The sequence below is a fragment of the Patescibacteria group bacterium genome, assembly GCA_020148145.1.
In the GTDB taxonomy this organism is placed as follows: Bacteria; Patescibacteriota; Minisyncoccia; order Minisyncoccales; family JAHCRE01; genus JAHCRE01.
Window position 1 is genome coordinate 1 of record JAHCRE010000009.1, and the last position, 21785, is coordinate 21785.

Genomic DNA, 21785 nt, shown 5'->3' on the forward strand with positions numbered 1-21785 from the left:
ATTGGAGAGAGAAACGACAGAGGCTGAGAAAGCTTTATACCAGGCTTTTAAAGATTTAAGAAAAGAAGTAAAAGAACAGGTGGCAAAAATGGATGGTAAACCCGGCTTAAGTGAAAGAGAAAAGAAGGCATGTAATGACTTGAAAGAAGCTCTAAAAACTGCCGAAGAATCTGTAAGGAAAAAAATTAAAGATGTTGAAAAAGAATTAAAATAACTCTCTTTAAAAACCTTTATTGACAAGAAAAATTTAAAATTCTACACCCCGTTAGAAAAAAGGTAATTTCTGAGATATGAAAGATCGTTATTGACGTTAAATTTCTAACGGGGTAAACTTGAATAATGATTAAAAAGAAAAGATTCAAAAGAACTATCAAAAAATCTTCAGCCCGCAAGATCCCGAAGAGATCTGTGCAAGGTTTGTCAAAAGCTGAAACAAATAAGATTAAAAGGATTAAAATAAGGATAGTTGGGGTTGGTGGGGGAGGAAGTTCAATTGTTTCAGAAATCGCCTCAAAGATAATCAGGTTTTCAAAAAAGAAAATTAGTTTTGTTGTGGCTAATACTGATTTGCAGGCTTTGAGAAGGTTAGCAAAAGAAGCAAACCGCTTTCAATTTGGTCAAGACTTAACTCGGGGCTTGGGAACAGGAATGAATGTAGAGCTGGGCAGGGAAGCTGCTCAAAGGGAAAAGGAAAAAATAAAAAAGATTTTTGAAAGTCAAGATCTTTGTATCTTAGTAGCTTGTCTCGGAGGAGGTACTAGTTCTGGGGCTTCACCCATTTTTGCTGAAATCTCTCGCCGTTTGGGTAATATCAATTTTGGAATTTTTACCCTACCTTTTAAATTTGAAGGGGAAAAGAAAATGGAAATCGCTAAAGAATCTTTGGAAAAATTAAAGCCAAATTTAAATGCCTTTTTAATTATCCCAAATGAAAGAATTTTTCAGATTATTGATAAAGAAGCTCCCTTAAGGGAAGCCTTATCTGGTATAAATAAAAATCTGATTGAAGGTTTAAAAGGCCTACTTGAGATAATCTATTTACCAGGTTTAATAAATATTGATTTTGCTGATTTCAAGACAATCTTGAGGGGGAAAGGAAGACTGGCTTATTTAAATTCAATAGAGATTGAGAAGACTGATCAGGGCGATCGGACAATAAAAAAATTACTTTTTAGTCCTTTGTATCCTTATACTATTCGGGGAGCAAAGAGAATTTTATTTAATATTTGTGGAGAGAAGAACCTTTCTCTTGAAACAGTATCCCAAATATCAAAGAGTATTTACCAGTTAGCTAAAGGAGAGGCTAAAATTATTTTTGGAGTCTCGCAAGGAAAAAGATACAAAGATAAAATTAAAATAACTCTACTTGCCACTGGATGCAAAACCAAGATTTTTCCCAAAAAAAAGCCACGATTAAAAGAAGTTGTTATTAAGAAAAAATTACAGAAAAAAAAGAAAAAGCAGACTTTGGCTAAAAAACCAGAGACTAAGCAACCAAAACCTGAAGTAAAGACACCAGTCGCTAAAGAGAAGAAAGTGAAAGTAAAAGTTAGAAAAAATGCTCTCCAAGTAAAAAAGACTATCAAAGAGGCTGAGAAAGAAATATTGGAAAAAGAAAAAACATGGGAAACTCCGGCCTTTTTGCGAAGAAAAACCATCCCCGGCTCCAAATAAAATAAGAAAAAAAGAAAAAATAAATAATCGCCTCTAAGCCTTTTTTATTAACGCTCAAAATATAAAAAAATATGGAAATCAACCCTTCGATGAAGCTCAGGGTTGGCGCTGAGCGAAGTCGAAGCATCAAAAAAGCCGTTATCCCCATTGCTGGTTTAGGGACAAGATTTTTGCCCCTTTCTAAGGTTTTGCCAAAAGAACTCTGGCCCATAGTTGATAAACCAGTCATTCAATATATTGTTGAAGAAGCAAAGGCCTCGGGAATTTCCGAGATGATTTTTGTAATTTCACCTGAAAAAAAGGTTGTCCACGATTATTTTAAAAAATACTATTTTAGAAAATCACCAAAATTAGAAAAAAATTTAAAAGGAAAAAATAAAACTTCTTTCCTACAAGAATTAAAGAAATTGGAAGAACTTTACCAAGGCATTTCCTGTTCTTATCTTTATCAAAGAAAACCTTTAGGCGATGGTCATGCTGTTTTACTAACAAAAAAATTAGTAATGGACGAACCTTTTGCTGTTTTATGGGGAGATGATGTTGTTGATTCTAAAATTCCTTGTCTTTTACAAATAGTCAAAGTTTTCAAAACCTGCCAAAAACCTGTAATTTCTCTACACCGAGTAGCCAAAGAAAGAATTCCATCTTATGGAATCGTTAAAACTGAAAAAATCGCTAACCGTCTTTATAAAATTAAAAAAATAGTGGAAAAACCCTCGTTAGAGTCTGCCCCTTCTGATTTAGCTATTGTTGGGAAGTATATCCTAACTCCCGAAGTTTTCGATTATCTTGAAAAAGCCAGACCTTCCAAATCAGGCGAAATAATTTTAGCTGAAGTTTTGGATAAGATGATAAAAGATGGTAAAATAATTTATGGCTATGAATTTAAAGGAAGATGGCTGGAATGTGGGAATAAACTCAATTGGCTTAAATCTCATCTTTATTTATCCTTTAAACATCCAGAATTTGGTCCAAGACTTAAAAATTTTTTAAAAGAATTAGAATAAATAAAATCCTGTCGTGAGCCACCGGTTTCTAAGGTCCCGGGCGAACGACACCTTATATTTCTTTGGCGGTTGGACACCTAGGGGCCCAAGCGAAGCTTGAGAGGATGGGTGGGCGGGTTGTAGTCTTCTAAAGAAAGGGGTCCAATGGAAAATTATGATTAAGGTAACCAAAAACATTTTAAAAGAAATTTATAAAAAGAGGCCCAAAGGAAAATATTTTAGAAAATATAGTTTCGGGTTATTAATGGTTATTGGTGGGGGTGAGTTTTATTCGGGCTCTCCGGCTTTGGCCTCAATGGCCGCATTTAAAGCAGGAGTTGATATGGTAAGAATTATTGCTCCAAAAAGAGCAGCTGATATTATTGCCTCTTTCTCGCCTGATTTAGCTGCCTATCCATTAGAGGGAAAGTGGTTAGAAAAAAGGCATCTCTCAACTTTGCTTACCTTAACAGAATCAGCCAAGATAGTTTCTCGAGGAAATGTAGCCATAGTCATTGGCGGTGGAATGGGAAGATCAGAGGAAACTCAAGAGGCAATCTTGGAATATTTATCTCAAATCTCTACTCCAACAGTTATTGATGCTGATGCTATTCATGCTCTGGGAAAAAATCCAGAGATAATTTCTGGCAAGCCCTTTTTAATTACCCCCCATACTTATGAATTTTTTGTTTTGACCAAAACAGAAATTTATCAGCTTCCTTATGAAGAAAAAATTAAAATAGTTAAAGAACAGGCCCAAAGACTTAAAACAACAATCTTACTCAAGGAAAAACCAGATATAATTGCTAACGGAATAGAAGTGGCCCTAAACAAAACGGGAAGTCCTTACATGTCAAAAGGGGGAACAGGAGATACTCTAGCTGGAATATGTGGAGCTTTACTTGCTAGGGGAGTCGATCCTTTTTTAGCTGCTCAGGCCGCAGCTTATATCAATGGTAAGGCAGGGGAATTAGTGGCAAAACGAATGAAAGAAGGCCTTTTGGCTACCGAATTAATTAAAGCCATTCCTGAAGCCCTACATTAAAGGTCAAAAAATGACTAATTACTAAAAATATGTTTCCTTTAAAAGATAAAGTAGCCATTATTACTGGAGCTCGTCGGGGCATGGGTCGATCTCATGCCTTAGTACTAGCTAAGGCTGGAGCTAAAGTAGTAGTTTCTGATGTCAGTCAAGAAGATTGTGAGAAGGTAGTTAAAGAAATTAAAAAAGAAAAGGGAGAGGCAATAGCTATAAAGTGCAACGTTACTAAAAAGGACGAGATTGATGCGATGGTTAAAAAAACTATTGAGAAGTGGGGGAAAATCGATATTTTGGTTAACAATGCTGGTATTTGTGATTTTAAACCCTTTTTAGAGATGACTGGGGAAGATTGGGATAGAACTTTAAACATTAATCTTAAAGGATATTTTTTATGTGCCCAGGCTTGTGCAAAAGAAATGGTAAAGCAAAAATCAGGATCAATTATCAATATTGCTTCTGTGGCTATGGGTCAGACAGGCGTTGGCTTTCCTAACCTCGTTCATTATTGTGCTTCCAAAGGAGGAATCGTGGGGATGACTGAGGCCATGGCTTTGGAGTTAGCCCTCTATAATATTCGAGTTAATGCTATTTCGCCAGGGATGATTGATACGCCAATGATAGAGTCAGCTAAGCAAGACCCAAAAATGATGGAAGCCTCCTTAGCTCGAGTCCCAATGCACAGAATAGGTAAACCAGAAGAGGTTTCTAATATGGTTTTGTTTTTGGCTTCTGACGCTTCCTCTTATATGACCGGAACCGATGTGATAGTTGACGGAGGATGGCTAGCAGGGTAACAGCTAGTCTCCAAAAATTAAAATTTTTTAGGGGATAGTTTTCCCCTTTTTTATTTTCTCAAATTTTTATACAATAAAATAAGAAAATTTAATTTTGAAAATATGCTTTATGATTTAATTGTTATTGGTGGAGGTCCAGCAGGAATAACTGCTGGAATTTACGCCGCTAGACAAAAACTAAAGACATTATTAATCACAAAGGATTTTGGGGGTCAGATTGCAAGGAAGGCAGTGGCCATTGAAAACTATCCTGGATATAAAGAAATTTCAGGAATAGAACTTATTCAGAAATTTAAAGAACATCTCAAAAAATTTGAAATTGAGATTGAGAAAGATTCGGTAACGAAAATTGAAAAAATTAATAAAAATTTTATAGTTTCAACTGAGGATAAAAAGCAATTTAAAGCCAGGGTAGTGATTATCGCTTCTGGAGCTGACCCTAGACCCCTTGAGGTACCGGGAGAAAAAGAATTTATTGGACGAGGTGTAAGTTATTGTGCGGTTTGTGATGGACCATTATTTAAAGATAAAACAGTAGCAGTAATTGGAGGAGGGAATGCTGGTTTTGAGGAGGCTTTATTTTTAAGTAACTTCGCTAAGAAAATTTATATTTTAGAATATGGAGCAACAGTTAAAGCAAATGAAACTAATCAAGAAAAGGCGAAGAAAACAGGGAAAATAGAAGTGATAAATAGTGCCGCTTTAAAAGAAATCAAAGGAAATAAATTTGTCAATTCAATAGTTTATCAAGACTTAAATTCCAAGGAAAATAAAACTCTTGAAGTTCAAGGGGTCTTTGTGGCGATCGGTTCTCGCCCAGCTACTTTTTTTGTCAAGGATTTAGTGGAGTTTAACCACTTTATTAATCAATTAGATGAAATTGAAATTAATCCAAGAACTTGTGAGACAAATACCCCTGGTCTTTTTGCTGCTGGTGATGTTAGCGATGTGAAATACAAACAGGTGGTAATTGCTGCTGGAGAAGGAGCCAAGGCTGCCCTTTCAGCCTATGAATACTTACAAAAGTTATAATTTCCGCGGAGTTACAAGATAGAAAGGTGACAAAAAGGTGACTGTCACCATGAAGAAATTTGTTCGTAAATTTTAAAAATCATGCCAATTTCTAAAATTAAATCAATAAAAGCCAGAGAAATTTTGGATTCAAGAGGAAACCCTACTGTTGAAGTTGAGCTAGCCACCGATGGTGGCGTTTTTTTAGACTCGGTCCCAGCCGGAGTCTCCAAAGGGAAATACGAGGCCGTGGAGTTAAGAGATGGTGGCGAGAGATATCTTGGCAGGGGAGTATTAAAGGCGATACGAAATATAAAAGAAATTATCGCTCCCGAATTGGAAGGAACAGATGTTAAAGATCAAAAAAAAATAGATAAAATCTTGATTGATCTTGACGGTACCAAAAATAAATCCAAATTGGGGGCCAATGCTATTTTGGCAGTCTCTATGGCTGTTTGTCGGGCTGGAGCTAAAGCCAAAAATCTTTCTCTTTGGCAACATATCGCCGAAATCTCTGGCACCAAGAAACCAATTTTACCTATCCCTTGTCTCCTTTGTATTGAAGGAGGTCTCCACGCTGGTAATAATTTAGATATTCAGGAATTTATGATTGCTCCTGAAGCCGAATCTTATAAAGAAAGATTAAGGATAGGGGCAGAGACTTATCATACTTTAGGCTCAATCTTAAAACAAAAATATGGCGAAAGCGCCACTAATATAGGCGATGAAGGAGGATTTGCCGCTCCTTTAGAGAAAACTGAGCAAGCCCTCGATTTAATTATGGAAGCAATTCACCAGGCTGGTTATGATAATAGAATCAAAATAGTGTTGGATGTAGCCGCTTCTTCTTTTTTCAAAGAAGGAATTTATCAATTTGAAGGAACTACCTTAAATCGAAAGCAACTTCTCGAGTTTTATTCAAAGATTATAGAAAAATATCCTTTGGAATCTATTGAAGATCCCTTTGCCGAAGAAGATTGGGAGGGCTTTAAAGCAATAACCGAACGATTTGGTAAAAAAGTGGTCATTATTGGCGATGATCTTTTGGTAACTAATCTGGAGCGGATTAAAAAAGCAGTAAAAGAAAATTCTTGTAGTGGTTTTTTATTAAAACTTAATCAAATTGGGACAGTAACCGAAGCGATTGAGGCTGCTAAATATGCAATGAAAAACGGCTGGCGGGTAATGGTTTCCCAAAGAGGAGGGGAGACTTGCGATAGCTTTTTTGCCGATCTAGCCGTGGGATTAGGTTGTGGCTGGATAAAAGCTGGCGCTCCAGCTCGGGGAGAAAGATTGGCAAAGTATAATAGATTATTGAAAATCGAAGAAGAGCTCCTCTCGGAAAGCTGATTCTAGGGCCAATGCTCGGGTGTTTCCACTCGAAGAGACACAATAATTTTCCCAGCGAGAAAATTTTGTTCATTTCTTGACGGCTGACTCGCCTTCGGCGAGACCGTGCTCAACCGTCTCCGAAGTGCTCTTTTCGGGAAACACCCTCCCTCGATGTCTTATTCGTATATTCGTAGAAATTCGTAATTCGTAGGGTTATGAAAATTCTTTTAATAATTATTGATGGTCTTGGAGATGAATCAATACCTCAATTAGGAAATAGAACTCCATTGGAAGTAGCCAAGACCCCCAATTTAGATTTTTTAGCTAAAAATGGAATTTGTGGATTGGTTAAAGTTAAATTCCGTGGGGCCACTCCCACTTCTGAAGGGGCCCATTTTTCTTTATTTGGTTATGATCCTGCGTTTTATAAAATAAGAAGGGGAATTATTACAGCAACCGGTACCGGTATGAAGGTAAAAGAAGGTGATGTTGCCCTGAGGGGAAATTTCGCTACTGTTGATGAGAAATTAAATATGATTGACAGGAGGGCTGGAAGAATTAAAAATACAACAGCCTTAATTAAAATCTTAGAAAGAATAAAAATTGACGATGTGAAGTTCTTGTTAAGAAGCGCCACCGAACATAGATTAGGAATTATTATGAGGAGACTCCAACCCGCCCGCCACCCTTCCGCCAAAGGCGGGCCCCTAAATTTAAGCCCTAATATCTCAGACGGAGATCCATTTTATGGAAAGTTAGGGAAAAGAGCAAGAAAAATTAGACCACTTGATAAGACTTTGGAGGCAGCTTTTACAGCAAAAATTTTAAATGAGTTTTTAAGAAAAACTCATGAGATTTTAAAAACTCATCCTCAAAATAAAAAAAGAGAGAAGTTAGGATTACCCCCAGCCAATTATCTTTTGGTGAGAGGAGCCTCTACTGTTAAAAAATTGCCTTCTTTTAAAGAAAAATATGGCTTGAGGGCTTGTTGTATTGCCGGAAAGTTTCTTTATCAACAAATTGGAAAGATTTTAGGAATGGATTTAATTTTAGTTAAAGGAGCAAATGGGAAGCCAAATACAAATTTAAGAGGAAAAATTCGAGCTACAAAAAGGGCTTTGAAAAAATATGATTTTGTTTTTTTACATATTAAAGCTACTGACTCCTTAGCTGAAGACGGAAACTTTTTAGATAAAAAGAAATTTATTGAAAAAATTGATAAAAATTTAAAACCAATTTTGAATTTAAAAAATACTTTGATCGTCGTCACTGCCGACCATTCAACCTGTTCGCTTTTAAAAAGACATTGCAAAAAACCCGTCCCAATTTTGATCTACAAAAAGGGAATAGAGGTAGACTACTACCCACTTATCACCCTTCAACCCAAACCCACTCACCCTAAAAAAGTAGAAAAATTTTCAGAAAGAGCCTGTCAAAAAGGAAAATTAGGGAAAATAAAACAAATTAATTTAATGTCAAAGATTTTACTTTACAGAAAATAAGATTTATACTATATTTTAAGTATAAGAACCTTTCGCGAAACGAAAGAACCTTGATTTCTCGCTTCGTTCAAAATTATGGTCGAAAAACTAACTAAAAATTTAATACCCGTAGCCATTATTATTGCCGGGCTTTGTATTGCCGGAGCGATAATTTACATAGATCAAGGAAAGGGCATTTCGGGGAATTTATTATCTCCCCAGGAGGCAGCAGAAAAGGCAATAACCTTTATAAACCAGAATTTGTTACAAGAAGGCATGACAGCTTCTTTAATAAATGTAGTAGAGGAAAATGGGTTGTATAAGTTTCATCTTAAAGTAGCGGAACAAGAATTTGATTCCTATGTAACCCAAGATGGTAAACTTTTATTTCTCGAAGGCATCGATTTGGAATCTGCCCCTGTTGTTTCAGGAGAAGGGGAGGAAACACCTCAAGAAATTCCAAAAAGAGATACTCCTGATGTTAAACTTTTTGTGATGAGCTACTGCCCCTATGGTTTGCAGATGCAAAAAGCTTTCCTGCCGGTATATGATTTACTAAAAGATAAAGCAAAAATGGAAGTATATTTTGTTGACTATATAATGCACGAGAAAGAAGAAATCGATGAGAATTTAAGGCAATATTGTATTCAGAAAGAGGAAAAAGAAAAATTTGGTGCTTATCTTAGTTGTTTTGTAAAAGATGGTGATTTTGAAAAATGTATCTCTGAAACCAATATAAATGAAACGAAACTCACTGCCTGTATATCAGAAACCGACACAAAATATAATATAACTTTCCAGTATAATGATAAGAGTACCTGGCTCAATGAAAGTTTTCCCAAGTTTGACGTCCACTCGGATCTTAATGAAAAATATGGGGTAAGGGGTTCTCCGACCGTAGTTATAAATGATACAGTGGTAAATATAAACCCAAGATCACCAGAGAAATTCAAAAGTACTATTTGCCAGGCCTTTACTTCAGAGCCTCAAGAGTGTTCTCAGACTCTTTCTGATGACGTTCCTTCTCCCGGCCTTGGTGGGGGAACAGGTTCTTCTAGTGGTGGAAGTTGTCAATAAAAAATAATTGTGATTTATGGTAAAAGTTTATTCGACTTCAACTTGTCCTTATTGCTTTACTCTTAAAGAATTCTTAAAAAAACATAATATTGAGTTTGAGGATATTGATGTTTCAAAAGATAAGAAAGCCCTTGGAGAAATGATTAAAAAATCAGGACAAATGGGAGTGCCAGTTATTGAAATTGATGAGGAAATTATTGTTGGTTTTGATAAGGAGAAAATCGTGCAACTTTTAAATATTAAAGAGTGAAATTATGCCAAAAATTGTTATTAATGGTTTTGGTCGTATCGGTCGGCCAACATTTAAAAGAATTTTAAAAAATCATCCTGATTTGGATTTAGTGGCAATCAATGATTTAACTGATACCGGAACCTTAACCCATTTGTTAAAATACGATTCTGTATACGGAATTTATGAAAGGCCGATTAAATCTACCAAAGATAGTCTTTTAATTGAGGGAACCTATAATGGGAAAAAAGTAAAAGCCTTGGCTGAGCCAGACCCAGGAAAATTACCCTGGAAAGAATTGGGAATAGATATTGTTTTAGAATGCACTGGTAGGTTCACTGATTTTCCGGATGCTAAAAAGCATATTTTAGCTGGGGCAAAAAAAGTAATAATCTCTGCTCCTTCAAAAAGCTCAGAAGTTAAAACTTTTGTCCTGGGAGTAAATGAAGAAGAATATGATTCCAAAAAAGATAATGTAATTTCTATGGGCTCTTGTACAACAAATTGTTTAGCTCCAATAATTAAGGTTTTAGATGATAATTTTGGAATAGTTTCTGGTTTTATGACAACTATTCATTCTTATACCACTAACCAAAGAATCTTAGATTTACCTCATAAAGATTTACGCCGGACTAGGGCAGCTGCTTTAAATATTATTCCTACAACTACCGGAGCAGCCAGGGCCATTGGAAAAGTAATCCCGAAATTGGAAGGAAAACTGAATGGTATTGCCATGCGGGTTCCTACTCCTACTGTTTCAGTTTTAGACTTAATTTGTATCTTGGAGAAAAAAGTGACGGCTGAGGAAATAAATTATACCTTTAAAAAGGCCTCACAGGAAAAAAGATTTGAGGGGATTTTGGGAGTGGAAGATACTCCTTTAGTTTCTTCAGATTATATTGGAAATTCTTTTTCAGCAATTTTAGATGCTCCCTTAACTTTGGCTAAAGATAATTTAGTTAAAGTCGTTGCCTGGTATGATAACGAATGGGCTTACGCATGTAGACTCGCGGAATTCGCCGAATATATTGGAAAGAAGCTTTAATATTTAATTAGCACAATAGATAAGGGTAGCGTAGGACCATTCGGAGAAAGGGGTCGGGAAAACTGAGTGTTTTCCCGTGTAGGAAAACAGGGAGGCCGAAAGGCCGACCGCCAGAAACCGAGAGGTGTCTGGGGAGCGGAGCGAAGTGAACGAAGTGAGCGCTCGAGCGAAGCGAGAGGGAGCGGATCGACGAATGGGCTTATGCTTGTAGATTAGCTGAGTTCGCCGAATTCATTGGAAAGAAATTGTAATTTGAAATCAGTCCAAATGGGCGGGGCTTCACCCCGCCCATTTTGCATCTTTGGTATCTTTTTTAATTTTAATAAAGTTGGTATAATAAATTGAACTGATTTTTTAATTACATTTTAAAACATGATTAAAAAAAGAAATCTATTTTCGAATAAAATGAGAAAACAAGGTTCTGCCGAAGGCGGGTTCTTGATTTCGGAGAAATCAAGGTTCTTGCCGAAGGCAGGGTTCTTATATTTCCCAACCAAGGAATTCAAAAAAAAGGCCTGTCTAAATAAAAGTTCAATTTATAAGGAGGCCAAAAAAAATCCAGTCAGATTTTGGGGGAAATTAGCCAAAGAAATTTTCTGGCGGAAAAAATGGAAAAAAACATTTTCTCATCAACCACCTTATTTCAAGTGGTTTGTAGGGGGAAAATTAAATATTACTGAGAACTGTTTGGATAGAAATCTGGAAAAGAAAAAAAACAAAGTTGCTTTAATTTGGGAACCAGAACCAATTGAAGAGCGACCTCGAATTTTAACTTATTATGAACTTTACAGACAGGTAAACAAATTTGCTAATGCTTTAAAAAAATTAGGGGTTAAAAAGGGAGATAGAGTGGGAATTTATTTGCCAATGATTCCTGAGGTTGTAATTTCAATGTTGGCTTGTGCCAGGATTGGGGCAGTTCATACAGTTGTCTTTTCAGCATTTTCAAGTGCTGCCTTAAATATAAGATTGAAAATCACTGAGGCCAAAATTTTAATTACTGCTGATGGTTATTATCGAAGAGGTAAAATTATTAATCTAAAAGGAAACGCTGATTTAGGAATTAAAGAAACAAAAGTTAAAAAAGTTATTGTAGTAAGGCGAGCAAAAAATAAAATAAGCTGGAAAGGGGGAAGGGATTTTTGGTGGGATGATTTAATAGAAAACGAGAATGATTTTTGCCAGCCAAGGATAATGGATAGTGAAGATTTATTATTTATTTTATTCACTTCTGGGACTACTGGCGTCCCAAAAGGTTGCATTCACACTTGCGGAGGTTATACAGTTCAGACAAAATTTACTGGAAAATGGATATTTGACTTCAAAGAAGATGACATTTTTTGGTCAATGGCTGACATTGGTTGGATAACCGGCCATACCTATTCTTGTTATTCTCCTCTAATTAATGGAATAACCTTTTTGATTTTTGAAGGAGCGCCTAACTGGCCAACCCCTGACAGGTGGGCAAAAATTATTGAAAAATATGGAGTAACAACATTTTATACTGCTCCTACTGCCATTAGAATGTTTGAAAAGTACGGGAGAGAACTTCTCAAAAAATATAAGTTCAGTACCCTTCAAGTTTTGGGTTCAGTTGGTGAACCGATCGATGAGGCGGCCTGGAATTGGTATTTTAGAGAAGTCGGTAAAAAACGTTGCCCAATTGTTGATACCTGGTGGCAGACAGAAACCGGTGGAGTTCTGATAACTTCTTTGCCAGGAATAGGCCCTTTCAAACCAGCCTTTACCGGCTTACCTTTCCCTGGAATAACGGTTGATATTCTTGCCCCGTACCGAGCCGAAGGCTCTGATTCGGAGTTAGATGAAAAACCCCGCAGTAGAGCAAGCTCACTACGGGGCAAAGGGAAGTCCTGTCCACCCGGTGAAGAAGGAGACCTGGTCATTTTACCTCCTTTTGCCCCTGGTTTATTAAGGGGAGTCTATAAAAATCCAAAAAAATATTTAAAAACTTATTGGAGTCAATATGGAAAGAAAATCTACTTCACTTCTGATGCCGCCTATAAAGATAAAAATGGTTTAATCAGAATTGTTGGCCGAGTAGATGATGTAATAAAAGTGGCCGGCCATAGATTAACTACCGGAGAAATAGAAGCAGCTATTAATTTACATCCCGATATAACAGAATGTGCGGTTGTCGGAATTCCAGATGAAATAAAAGGAGAAGTGCCAGCAGTTTTTGTGATTTCTAAAGTAGCAAAGTCGATTTTAAAAATAAGAAAAGAAGTAGTAAATCAGATTAGAAAAGAAATTGGGCCAATTGCTTTACCAAAAGAAGTTTATTTAGTTAAAGATTTACCAAAGACAAGATCGGGTAAAATAATGAGACGGATTTTAAAGAGATTGTTTACTGGTGGGAGATTAGGAGATTTATCGACCTTAGCTAATCCCGGGAGCGTTGAGGAAGTTAAAAAGATAATTAAAGGAACAAAATAACAAAAGGATGAAAAAATTCATTTTGTGGTTTAAGGAAATTTCTTCAAGAGATCTTCTCTTAGTTGGAGGAAAGAATGCCTCATTGGGGGAGATGTTTTCTGAACTTTCTAAAAAAGGAGTCCAAGTTCCCGATGGTTTTGCTTTAACATCTGTGGCTTTTTGGCACTTTTTGAAAGAAAATAAGATTGATAAAAAATTAAAGGAAATTTTTGCTAAATTTAATCCAAAGAGTATAAAAAGCCTTCAGAAAACTGGCAGAACTGCCAGAAATTTAATTTTAAAGGCAAAGTTTCCAGAAGATTTTAAAAAAGAGATTTTAAAGGCTTATAAAGAGCTTTCTAAAAGATATAATGAGAAGAATGTAGATGTTGCTGTTCGTTCTTCGGGGACCTGTGAAGATATTCCCGAGGCTTCTTTCGCCGGTCAATTTGAAACATTTTTGAATGTTGCAGGTCCAGAGAATTTATTAAAAGCCATTAAAAAATGTTTAGCCTCTTTGTTTAATGATAGGGCTATTGCTTATAAAGAAGAAAAAGGATTTTCTCATTTGAAAATTGCTTTATCCGTTGGAGTACAAAAGATGGTTAGGTCTGATTTGGCCTCTGCTGGAATAATATTTACTTTAGATACAGAAACCGGTTTTCCCAACGTTGTTTTAATTAATTCAATTTTTGGAGCCGGAGAGATGATTGTTAAAGGAAAGATTACTCCTGATGAATTTTATGTTTTCAAACCAACATTAAAGAGGGGTTTTAAATCAATAATTGTCAAAAATTTAGGAAGAAAAACTAAAAAATATATTTATGGAAAAGAAGGGGGGCTAAAAGAAATAAATGTTCCCCAAAAAGACCAGCAAAAATTTTCTTTAACTGATAAAGAAATAATTAAATTAGCCCAGTGGTCTTTAATAATTGAAGACCATTACTCAGAAAAGGCTAAAAAATGGATGCCCCAAGATATTGAATGGGCAAAAGATGGAAAGCTAGGTCAATTATTTATTGTTCAATCGAGACCAGAGACTGTCCATGCTCCAAAGATTGGGAAAATTTACGAGGAATATGAAATTAAAACAAAGAAAAAACCGATTCTAACTGGAATTGCCATTGGAAATAAAATTGGTCAGGGAAGAGTAAAGGTAATTCCTGATGTTTCAAAAATTCACCTTTTTAAAAAGGAGGAGGTTTTAGTAACTAAGATGACAGATCCTGATTGGGTCCCTATTATGCGATTGGCCTCAGCTATTGTAACAAATGAAGGTGGAAAAACAGCTCATGCTGCCATTGTAAGTAGAGAGTTAGGGATTCCTTGTATTGTTGGAGCAAAAACTGCTACTAAGGTCTTAAAGACCGATCAAGCTATAACTGTTGATTGTACTCAGGGCTTAAATGGAAGAATATTTTTGGGCAAAATCCCTTTTGAAATTAAAAGATATGATTTAAAGAAAATTCCTAGATTAAAGACAAAAATTATGATTAATATTGGGGCTCCCGATATTGCCTTTAAAATCTCATTCTTGCCAAATAGTGGGGTAGGGCTAGCCAGAATCGAATTCATTTTAGCTGAAAAAATCAGAATCCATCCTCTGGCTTTGTATCATTTCCGAAAATTAAAAAATAAAAAACTAAAAAAGAAAATTGAGGAAATTACTACTGGATATAAAGATAAAAGAGAGTATTTCATTAATAAATTGGCAGAAGGAATATCTCAAATTGCCTCAGCTTTTTATCCAAAGCCAGTGATTGTTAGGCTCTCTGATTTTAAAACAAACGAATATAAAAATTTAATTGGAGGAGAAATTTTTGAGAGAGAGGAGGCGAATCCAATGTTAGGTTTTAGGGGGGCCTGTAGATATATTGATAAAAGTTTTCAGCCCGCTTTTGAAATGGAATGCAAGGCTTTAAAAAGAGCAAGAGAAGTTTTTGGTTTAAAAAATATCTGGGCAATGGTTCCTTTTTGCCGAACAGTCAAAGAAGGGAAAGAAGTTTTAGATTTAATGGCAAAAAATGGATTAGAAAAAGGGAGGGATGGATTGAAAGTTATTGTTATGTGTGAAATCCCCTCAAATGTTATTTTGGCTGAGAAATTTTTGGAAATCTTTGATGGGATGTCAATCGGATCAAATGATTTGACTCAGCTATCTTTGGGAATGGACAGAGATAATGCTCAAATAGCTAAAATTTCTGATGAAAGAGATCTGACAATTAAAAAAATGGTAAGGAAGGTTATCAGGCTTTGTAATTTAAAGAAAAAATATTGTGGAATCTGTGGTCAGGCACCAAGTGATTTTCCCGAATTTGCTGAATTCTTGTTAAAAGAGAGAATTGAATCAATGTCATTGAATCCAGACACGGTAATTAAGACAATTTTGAAACTTAGTAAAAAAAAGAAAATAAAACAAAACTAAAGGTTGCGGGCTTTTCTCTCTTTTAAATTTAAAATATAATTATCGTAGAACAAGGTTTTTAAAATTCAAGGTCGAGAAAATTAATAAATTAAAAAATCTATGGCAAAAATTACTCTAAGTATAATAAAGGCTGATATTGGGAGTATTGGCGGACACGTAAAACCCAGTCAGAGACTTTTGGAAACAGTTGAAAATTTTATTAAAGAAAAAGGCAAAGGCAAAATTCTCGATTATTATGTCGGTCATACTGGAGATGATATTGCTATTTTATCAACTCATAAAAAAGGAGTTTTAAATCCGAAAATCCATAAACTCTGCTGGGATGCTTTTGTAGCTGGTACCAAAATTGCCAAAAAGCAGGGTCTATATGGAGCAGGTCAAGATTTATTAAAGACAGCTTTTTCTGGAAATGTTAAAGGAATGGGGCCAGCCGTGGCTGAATTGGAAATTGCTGAGCGACCGGCTGAGCCTTTTCTTTTCTTTGCCGCTGATAAAACTAATGCCGGAGCATTTAGTTTACCTTTATATTTAACTTTTGCTGATCCAATGTATACTCCTGGCTTTATGCTCTCTCGGGTTATAAAAAAGGGGTTTAGGTTCACGATTATGGATGTTTCTTATACAAAAGCTAATAAGATTATTGAATTAAATGCACCCGAAGAAATTTATGATATTGCTGTTCTTTTAAGGGACCCTGAAAGATTTGTAATAGAGAGCATTTTCTCAAGGGCTACTGGTGAGCAGGTGGCTTCAGTGAGTACTACCAGACTTAGGAATATTGCCGGTAGATATGTTGGAAAAGATGATCCGGTAATGTTAGTTAGGGCCCAGAAAAATTTTCCAGCTACCGGAGAAATCCTTTCCCCTTATGCTATTTCACCTTATGTTCCAGGTTTCATGAGAGGAAGCCATGTAGGTCCTTTGATGCCGGTAAAGAAAAATTCTCCAGTTTCTTTTTTCGATGGCCCACCAGTAGTTTCTTGTTTAGCCTTTTCTGTTAAAAATGGGAAATTAACAGAACCCGCTGATGCCTTCGACCAACCTTTCTGGGATTATGTCAGAAAAAAGGTTGCTAAAAAGGCTGAGGAAATTAGAAGGCAAGGATTTTATGGAGCAGCTATGTTGCCCTATTCCGAATTGGAATACGGAGGGATAGTTGAAACCTTAAAGAAATTAGAAAAAAGATTTGTTATTCGAAAAAAATAATATGAATAAAAAAATTTTAGTTGTTTTAATTATCTTAATTGTCTTGATTATTGGCTGGTTAGTCTGGAAGTATCAAATCTCAGGGAATGTTTTAATCACTACTGATAAAACAGAATATGAACAAAAAGAGACTTTAAGAGTGAAAATTAAAAACAATTTCAGAAAAAATGTCTGTTTTTCCTCTTGTTACCCTTATTATTTAGAGAGAAAGACTGAAGAATGGAAATCTTATCTTTATGGAGATTGCCAAAAAAAAGATTTGATCGAGACCTGCGTTAACCCAGGTGAAGTTAAGGCATTTGAAATTACTTTATCTCCAGTGGAAGCGGGTCTCCACCGAATTGCTATACCAATCTGCTCAGATTGCAAAACTGGAGAAGAATTTAAAGAAAGTAGAAAATTTTATTCCAATGAATTCACGATTAAAGAGAAAGACGAAACCGCCAATTGGAAGACTTATAGGAATGAGGAGTATGGGTTTGAGATAAAGTATCCAGATGATTGGCATATACACGAGGTAGAAGACGGATATATTGGGATAGTAGACACCGAGGAAAAGGTTTTCCCACAAATGGTTTTTCAGAAAAGTAATTGGATGGGAGTTACAATTATTTATTATTCGAAACCAACTGATTTTACTTGGGAAGAATGGCTAAGGAAAAGAGATATAGTAGGATATGAAAAATCTACTGAGAGGGGCTTAGAGGTAATAAAGATTACAGAAAGAACTGGTATTTTCCCTGGTGAGGTATTCTTTGGTAACGAAAAGAAAATATACGGTCTTGATTATATGAGTGAATATTTTAATGAGGATGGTTCTATTAATAGAGAAAAAGAGCAAGAATGTCTAAATATTTTCAATCAAATGCTTTCTACTTTTAGGCTTTTAGAGTAAAGAAACATGAGAACAGAAACAAAAATCATAATCGGGCTTTTGGTGATTGCGATTTCGATTAGTGGTTTTTTGATTTGGTTGACTTATCAAGTTTCTGGGAATGTTCTGGTCACTACTGATAAAACAGAATATGAAAAAGGCGAGGTTTTGAAAGTGAAAATCCAAAACAATTTCAGAAAAAATGTCTGTTTTTCTTCTTGTTACCCTTATTTATTGGAAAGGAAAAATGAAAAATGGGAAAGCTACAAATATGCTGAATGTTATGACCTTGATTCGAATGGAAAATGTATCTCTCCGGGACAGATTAAAGCCTTTGAATTAACTTTACCTCAAGTTCCAGGCGGTCTTCATAGATTAGCTATTCCTGTTTGTATAGGTTGTAAAGGTGAAGATACTTTTAAAGAAAGTAAAAGGTTTTATTCAAACGAATTTATAATTAAATAAATTTTAAATAAGAAGTTGCCCCACCCCAATTTTGCAAGGGTTGTGGGTAGCGGCACACTCCTTGGTCAGCTTCGCTGATCTCGGAGGTCCTATTTAGATACAGTGCCGCAAGAATTTAATTTACGGTTTACTAAGGATTTAGAACGAAGCTCTAAACAGAGACAAAATTGAAGCGGGGTGCTCATTTTTTGTCTCTTCACTCCGTTCAGAAGACAAAAATGGCAAAAATTATCCTTGAGCGGGAAAAATGCATTGGCTGTGGTTCTTGTGCGGCCTTGTGCCCAAAATATTTTGAAATGGCTGAGGATGGAAAAACTAAGCTTTTGGGTTCAAAGCAAAATCCAAAAGACGGAAATGATGAATTGGAAATAGAAAAAGTTGAATGCGCTCAAGAAGCAGTTGATGTCTGCCCCGTCCAAATTATCCATATCGTTAAGTAAGCACTAAATTCCAAGCACCAAATAGCAAATAATATCCAATGACCAAAACTCTAAACCGTTTGGAATTTAGAATTTATAATTTGGGATTTGTTTGTGATTTAGAATTTGTAATTTGAGATTTAAAGAAGTTATGTTAACTTTATCAGCAAAAATCCGCAAGGATCTTGGCAAAAAAGTAAAAAGCCTAAGAAAAAAGGGTATTTTGCCAGCAGTCCTTTATGGGCCAGAAACAAAAACCCTATCTTTGGAAATTGACTTAAAAGAGTTTGAGAAAATCTATAAAGAGGCTGGAGAAAGTTCTCTGATCTCTCTCGAGATTAAAGGCAAAAAAGAAAAGGCCCCGGTTTTAATTTATGAGGTGGAAAAACATCCTTTAACTGAGAAACCAATCCATGTTGATTTTTATCAACCAAGACTAAAAGAAGAAGTTGAAGTCACAGTTCCCTTAATTTTTGAAGGAGAGTCAAAAGCTGTAAAAGATTTAGGAGGAACTTTAGTAAAAAATATTTCAGAAGTAGAAGTTAAGGCCTTACCCCAAAATCTTCCCAAAGAAATTATAGTTAATATTGAGAAATTAAAAACCTTTGAAGACAACATTAAGATATCAGATTTGAAAATACCAGAGAAAGTTAAGATTTTAAAGGGTCTAGAAGAAATTGTAGCCTTAGTTTCTCCTCCAGAAAAAGTCGAAGAGGAATTGGAAAAACCAATTGAAGAGAAAGTAGAAGAAATAGAGAAAGTAGAGGAGAAAGCGGAGGAGAGAAGGGAAGGAGAAGAGGAGAAAAAATAATTCAAAATTCAAAAATCAAAATGCAAAATGACAAATCAAAATTCAAAATTATTTTAAACCATTGTTTGTTACTTGTAATAGTTTTACTTTTTGTCTTGCTAAATTTTAAAATTCTAGCCGAAGAAGATCTTGAGGAGATTTGTCAATTAGAAAGACTCGAACAAAAAGAAGAGACTCTCTCTAAGGAAGATTATCGGAGATTGTTAGAAAAATGTCAGAAATATTATGAAGAAATAAGTTCTCAAATTGAAACAGATATTCAAAAGACTGAAAAGGAAAAGAAAACTCTTCAAAATCAAATTTATATTCTGAAAAATAAAATAAAAAACTTAGACTATCAAATTTATCAGTCAAATTTAATGGTCAAAGACCTTGGGCTTCAGATTGAAGATACCGAAATTTCAATAGAAAAGACCTCTTTAAAAATTGAAGATTCTAAAGAAAAGCTAGCTAATATTTTGAGGCTAATTTATGAAGAAGATCAAAAGACAATTATTGAAATTTTACTTTCCGGGCCTAAACTTTCCGATTTTTTTGAGAATTTGATGGCTTTAGAGGCGATATCTTTGAAAAACCAAGAACTACTGAAAGAGATAAAAACTCTAAAATCTTATCTCGAAAATCAAAAAGAATCTTTAGATACAGAGAAAGGAGATTTAGAAAAACTTGCAAAAATCCAACAACTTCAAAAACAAGAAAGTGAATCTACCAAAAAAGAACAAGAATACTTTTTGAAATTAACTGAAACAGAATATCAAAAATATCTTAGAGAAAAAGAAGAGGCTGAAAAAAGGACTCAAGAGATTAGGGCAAGAATTTTTGAATTAATTGGAATACCCGAAGCTCCAACTTTTGGTGAGGCCTATGAGTTAGCAAAATACGTCGAGGGAGTTACTGGAGTAAGACCGGCTCTTTTGTTGGCTGTTTTAACTCAAGAATCAAATATTGGAAAAAATGTTGGCCAATGTTATTTAAAAAATCCTAAGACTGGAGAAGGTGTTAATGTTAGAAATGGAAAAAAATTGGCCAGGGTTATGAAGCCTAGTCGAGACATTCCTCCTTTTTTAAATATCTGTAAAGAGCTCGGAAGGGATCCCTATAATACTCCCGTTTCCTGTCCAATGTCTTATGGTTGGGGAGGGGCAATGGGGCCAGCCCAATTCATTCCCTCTACCTGGGTATTATACAAAGAAAAGGTCAGAGCTATTACTGGTAGCGCTGATCCTTGGAATATCAAAGATTCTTTTGTGGCCGCCGCTTTATATTTAGCTAATTTTGGAGCAACTAAACAGACTTACAATGCCGAATGGAAAGCAGTTATGATTTATTTTTCTGGCTCAACTAATAAAAAATTTAGATTTTATGGAGATTCAGTGATGAAAATCGCCAGTCAATACGCAAAAGATATTAGAGAAATTGAAAGACTGGCTAAACTTTAAATTTTTAAATAGCTTTTCTTAAAGCTTCTATGATTGGATCTAATTCTCCATTTAAAATTTTTTCTAAATTATACCAACTTTTTTTAATCCGGTGATCAGTAATTCTGTTCTGGGGGAAATTATAAGTCCTAATTTTTTCTGCCCTTTTTGCCCAGCCAATCTGGGTTTTTCTTTTTTCACGAATCTTTTTTGTTTCTACCGTTTCTTTCCTTTTCAAAAGTCTTGCCTCCAATATACTGATTGCATTTTCTTTGTTTTGTAATTGACTCCTTTCAGTTTGAGAAGTGACGACAAGGCCGGTGGGCAAGTGAGTGATTCTTACCGCCGTTTCTCTCCTATTAACATATTGGCCACCGGGTCCAGAAGCCCGATAGAGGTCAAGCCTCAGGTCTTCGGGCCTAATTTTAATTTCCGCTTTCCTTGGTTTTGGTAAAACGGCAACGGTGGCAGTTGAAGTATGAATCCTTCCTACCTTCTCAGTTACAGGTACCCTTTGGACTCGATGGACCCCTCCTTCATATTTCATTTTGGAAAAAACATTTCCATTTTTTAACTCAAAAATTATTTCTTTATAGCCATCTAATTCTGTTGGTCGAGAGTCTAAGATTCTTTGCTTCCAACCCCGCAATTGGGCATACTTTGAATACATTCTAAAAATATCTGAAGCAAATAAAGCTGCTTCTTCACCTCCAGTTCCTGCCCGGATTTCAATAATTACGGCCTGATTTCTTTTTGCCCCTTTCTCCTGTAATAAATTTCTGATTTCTCTTTCCAAATTCCCCCCCTTTTCTTTAAGTTGAATTAATTCTGTTTCTGCTAAAACCACCAGTTCTTGATCTTCTTTAGATGAAATTATTAATTTATTTTCCTCAATTCTATTTTTTATTTCTTTTAGTTCTCTTTCTTTTGAAATGATTTTTTCAAGGAAATCTTTTCTTTCTGAAAATTCCTTGAATTTCTTCCAATTAGAAATAAGATCAGGGTTGCTGATCTTTTGTAATAAATCTTGGTATTCCTTTTTAATTGTTTTAATATCTGCCAT

20 protein-coding genes are annotated in these 21785 nt (G+C 35.3%); 19 read left to right on the top strand and 1 reads right to left on the bottom strand.

The features are described 5' to 3' along the window. From KJA15_00875 to KJA15_00965, 19 genes are all read left to right on the top strand, one after another. Positions 1 to 214: hypothetical protein (locus KJA15_00875; GenBank protein MBZ9571880.1), on the top strand; the 214-nt coding region annotated here is incomplete at its 5' end. Positions 215 to 339: 125 nt separating this feature from the next. Continuing rightward, on the top strand, positions 340 to 1674 hold the full coding sequence (locus KJA15_00880; protein ID MBZ9571881.1) for a cell division FtsZ family protein: 1335 nt from the start codon (positions 340 to 342) through the stop codon (positions 1672 to 1674). 71 nt (positions 1675 to 1745) lie between these two features. Next, positions 1746 to 2681: a UTP--glucose-1-phosphate uridylyltransferase gene (locus tag KJA15_00885; GenBank protein MBZ9571882.1), complete on the top strand. Its 936-nt coding sequence runs from the start codon at positions 1746 to 1748 to the stop codon at positions 2679 to 2681. A gap of 154 nt (positions 2682 to 2835) precedes the next feature. Further along, a complete protein-coding gene (locus tag KJA15_00890) occupies positions 2836 to 3705 on the top strand; it encodes an NAD(P)H-hydrate dehydratase (GenBank protein ID MBZ9571883.1) in 870 nt (289 codons plus the stop codon). 29 nt (positions 3706 to 3734) lie between these two features. Next, a complete protein-coding gene (locus KJA15_00895; GenBank protein MBZ9571884.1) occupies positions 3735 to 4496 on the top strand; it encodes a 3-oxoacyl-ACP reductase FabG in 762 nt (253 codons plus the stop codon). A gap of 102 nt (positions 4497 to 4598) precedes the next feature. Then, positions 4599 to 5528, top strand: coding sequence for an FAD-dependent oxidoreductase (locus KJA15_00900; GenBank protein MBZ9571885.1), 930 nt, complete (start codon positions 4599 to 4601; stop codon positions 5526 to 5528). Between the two features lie 81 nt (positions 5529 to 5609). Next, the gene (gene eno, locus KJA15_00905) at positions 5610 to 6857 is read left to right on the top strand and encodes a phosphopyruvate hydratase (GenBank protein ID MBZ9571886.1); all 1248 of its coding nucleotides are present in this window, start codon (positions 5610 to 5612) and stop codon (positions 6855 to 6857) included. 197 nt (positions 6858 to 7054) lie between these two features. After that, positions 7055 to 8341 carry a 2,3-bisphosphoglycerate-independent phosphoglycerate mutase gene (gene apgM, locus KJA15_00910; GenBank protein ID MBZ9571887.1) on the top strand — a complete coding sequence of 429 codons (1287 nt, stop codon included), beginning with the start codon at positions 7055 to 7057 and terminating at the stop codon, positions 8339 to 8341. A 75-nt stretch (positions 8342 to 8416) separates the two neighbouring features. Next, a complete protein-coding gene (locus tag KJA15_00915) occupies positions 8417 to 9397 on the top strand; it encodes a hypothetical protein (GenBank protein ID MBZ9571888.1) in 981 nt (326 codons plus the stop codon). 16 nt (positions 9398 to 9413) lie between these two features. After that, positions 9414 to 9647, top strand: coding sequence for a glutathione S-transferase N-terminal domain-containing protein (locus KJA15_00920; protein MBZ9571889.1), 234 nt, complete (start codon positions 9414 to 9416; stop codon positions 9645 to 9647). Between the two features lies 1 nt (position 9648). Continuing rightward, complete coding sequence (gene gap, locus KJA15_00925) at positions 9649 to 10671, top strand: type I glyceraldehyde-3-phosphate dehydrogenase (protein MBZ9571890.1); 1023 nt, start codon at positions 9649 to 9651, stop codon at positions 10669 to 10671. A 405-nt stretch (positions 10672 to 11076) separates the two neighbouring features. Further along, entirely contained in the window at positions 11077 to 13125 is a 2049-nt protein-coding gene (gene acs / locus KJA15_00930; GenBank protein MBZ9571891.1) for an acetate--CoA ligase, read from the top strand. Positions 13126 to 13132: 7 nt separating this feature from the next. Further along, positions 13133 to 15529 (top strand): phosphoenolpyruvate synthase, encoded by a 2397-nt coding sequence (gene ppsA, locus KJA15_00935; GenBank protein ID MBZ9571892.1) that lies wholly within the window; start codon positions 13133 to 13135, stop codon positions 15527 to 15529. Positions 15530 to 15628: 99 nt separating this feature from the next. Further along, positions 15629 to 16735 (top strand): fructose 1,6-bisphosphatase, encoded by a 1107-nt coding sequence (locus KJA15_00940; GenBank protein MBZ9571893.1) that lies wholly within the window; start codon positions 15629 to 15631, stop codon positions 16733 to 16735. A gap of 1 nt (position 16736) precedes the next feature. Beyond that, positions 16737 to 17630 carry a hypothetical protein gene (locus KJA15_00945; protein MBZ9571894.1) on the top strand — a complete coding sequence of 298 codons (894 nt, stop codon included), beginning with the start codon at positions 16737 to 16739 and terminating at the stop codon, positions 17628 to 17630. A 6-nt stretch (positions 17631 to 17636) separates the two neighbouring features. Further along, entirely contained in the window at positions 17637 to 18074 is a 438-nt protein-coding gene (locus tag KJA15_00950; GenBank protein MBZ9571895.1) for a hypothetical protein, read from the top strand. A 218-nt stretch (positions 18075 to 18292) separates the two neighbouring features. Next, positions 18293 to 18514, top strand: coding sequence for a ferredoxin (locus KJA15_00955; GenBank protein ID MBZ9571896.1), 222 nt, complete (start codon positions 18293 to 18295; stop codon positions 18512 to 18514). 130 nt (positions 18515 to 18644) lie between these two features. Next, positions 18645 to 19304 carry a 50S ribosomal protein L25 gene (locus KJA15_00960; GenBank protein ID MBZ9571897.1) on the top strand — a complete coding sequence of 220 codons (660 nt, stop codon included), beginning with the start codon at positions 18645 to 18647 and terminating at the stop codon, positions 19302 to 19304. Positions 19305 to 19324: 20 nt separating this feature from the next. After that, on the top strand, positions 19325 to 20743 hold the full coding sequence (locus KJA15_00965; protein ID MBZ9571898.1) for a lytic murein transglycosylase: 1419 nt from the start codon (positions 19325 to 19327) through the stop codon (positions 20741 to 20743). Positions 20744 to 20747: 4 nt separating this feature from the next. Here the strand turns inward: KJA15_00965 and prfA are convergent, their stop codons facing one another. Continuing rightward, the gene (gene prfA / locus KJA15_00970) at positions 20748 to 21785 is read right to left on the bottom strand and encodes a peptide chain release factor 1 (GenBank protein ID MBZ9571899.1); all 1038 of its coding nucleotides are present in this window, start codon (positions 21783 to 21785) and stop codon (positions 20748 to 20750) included.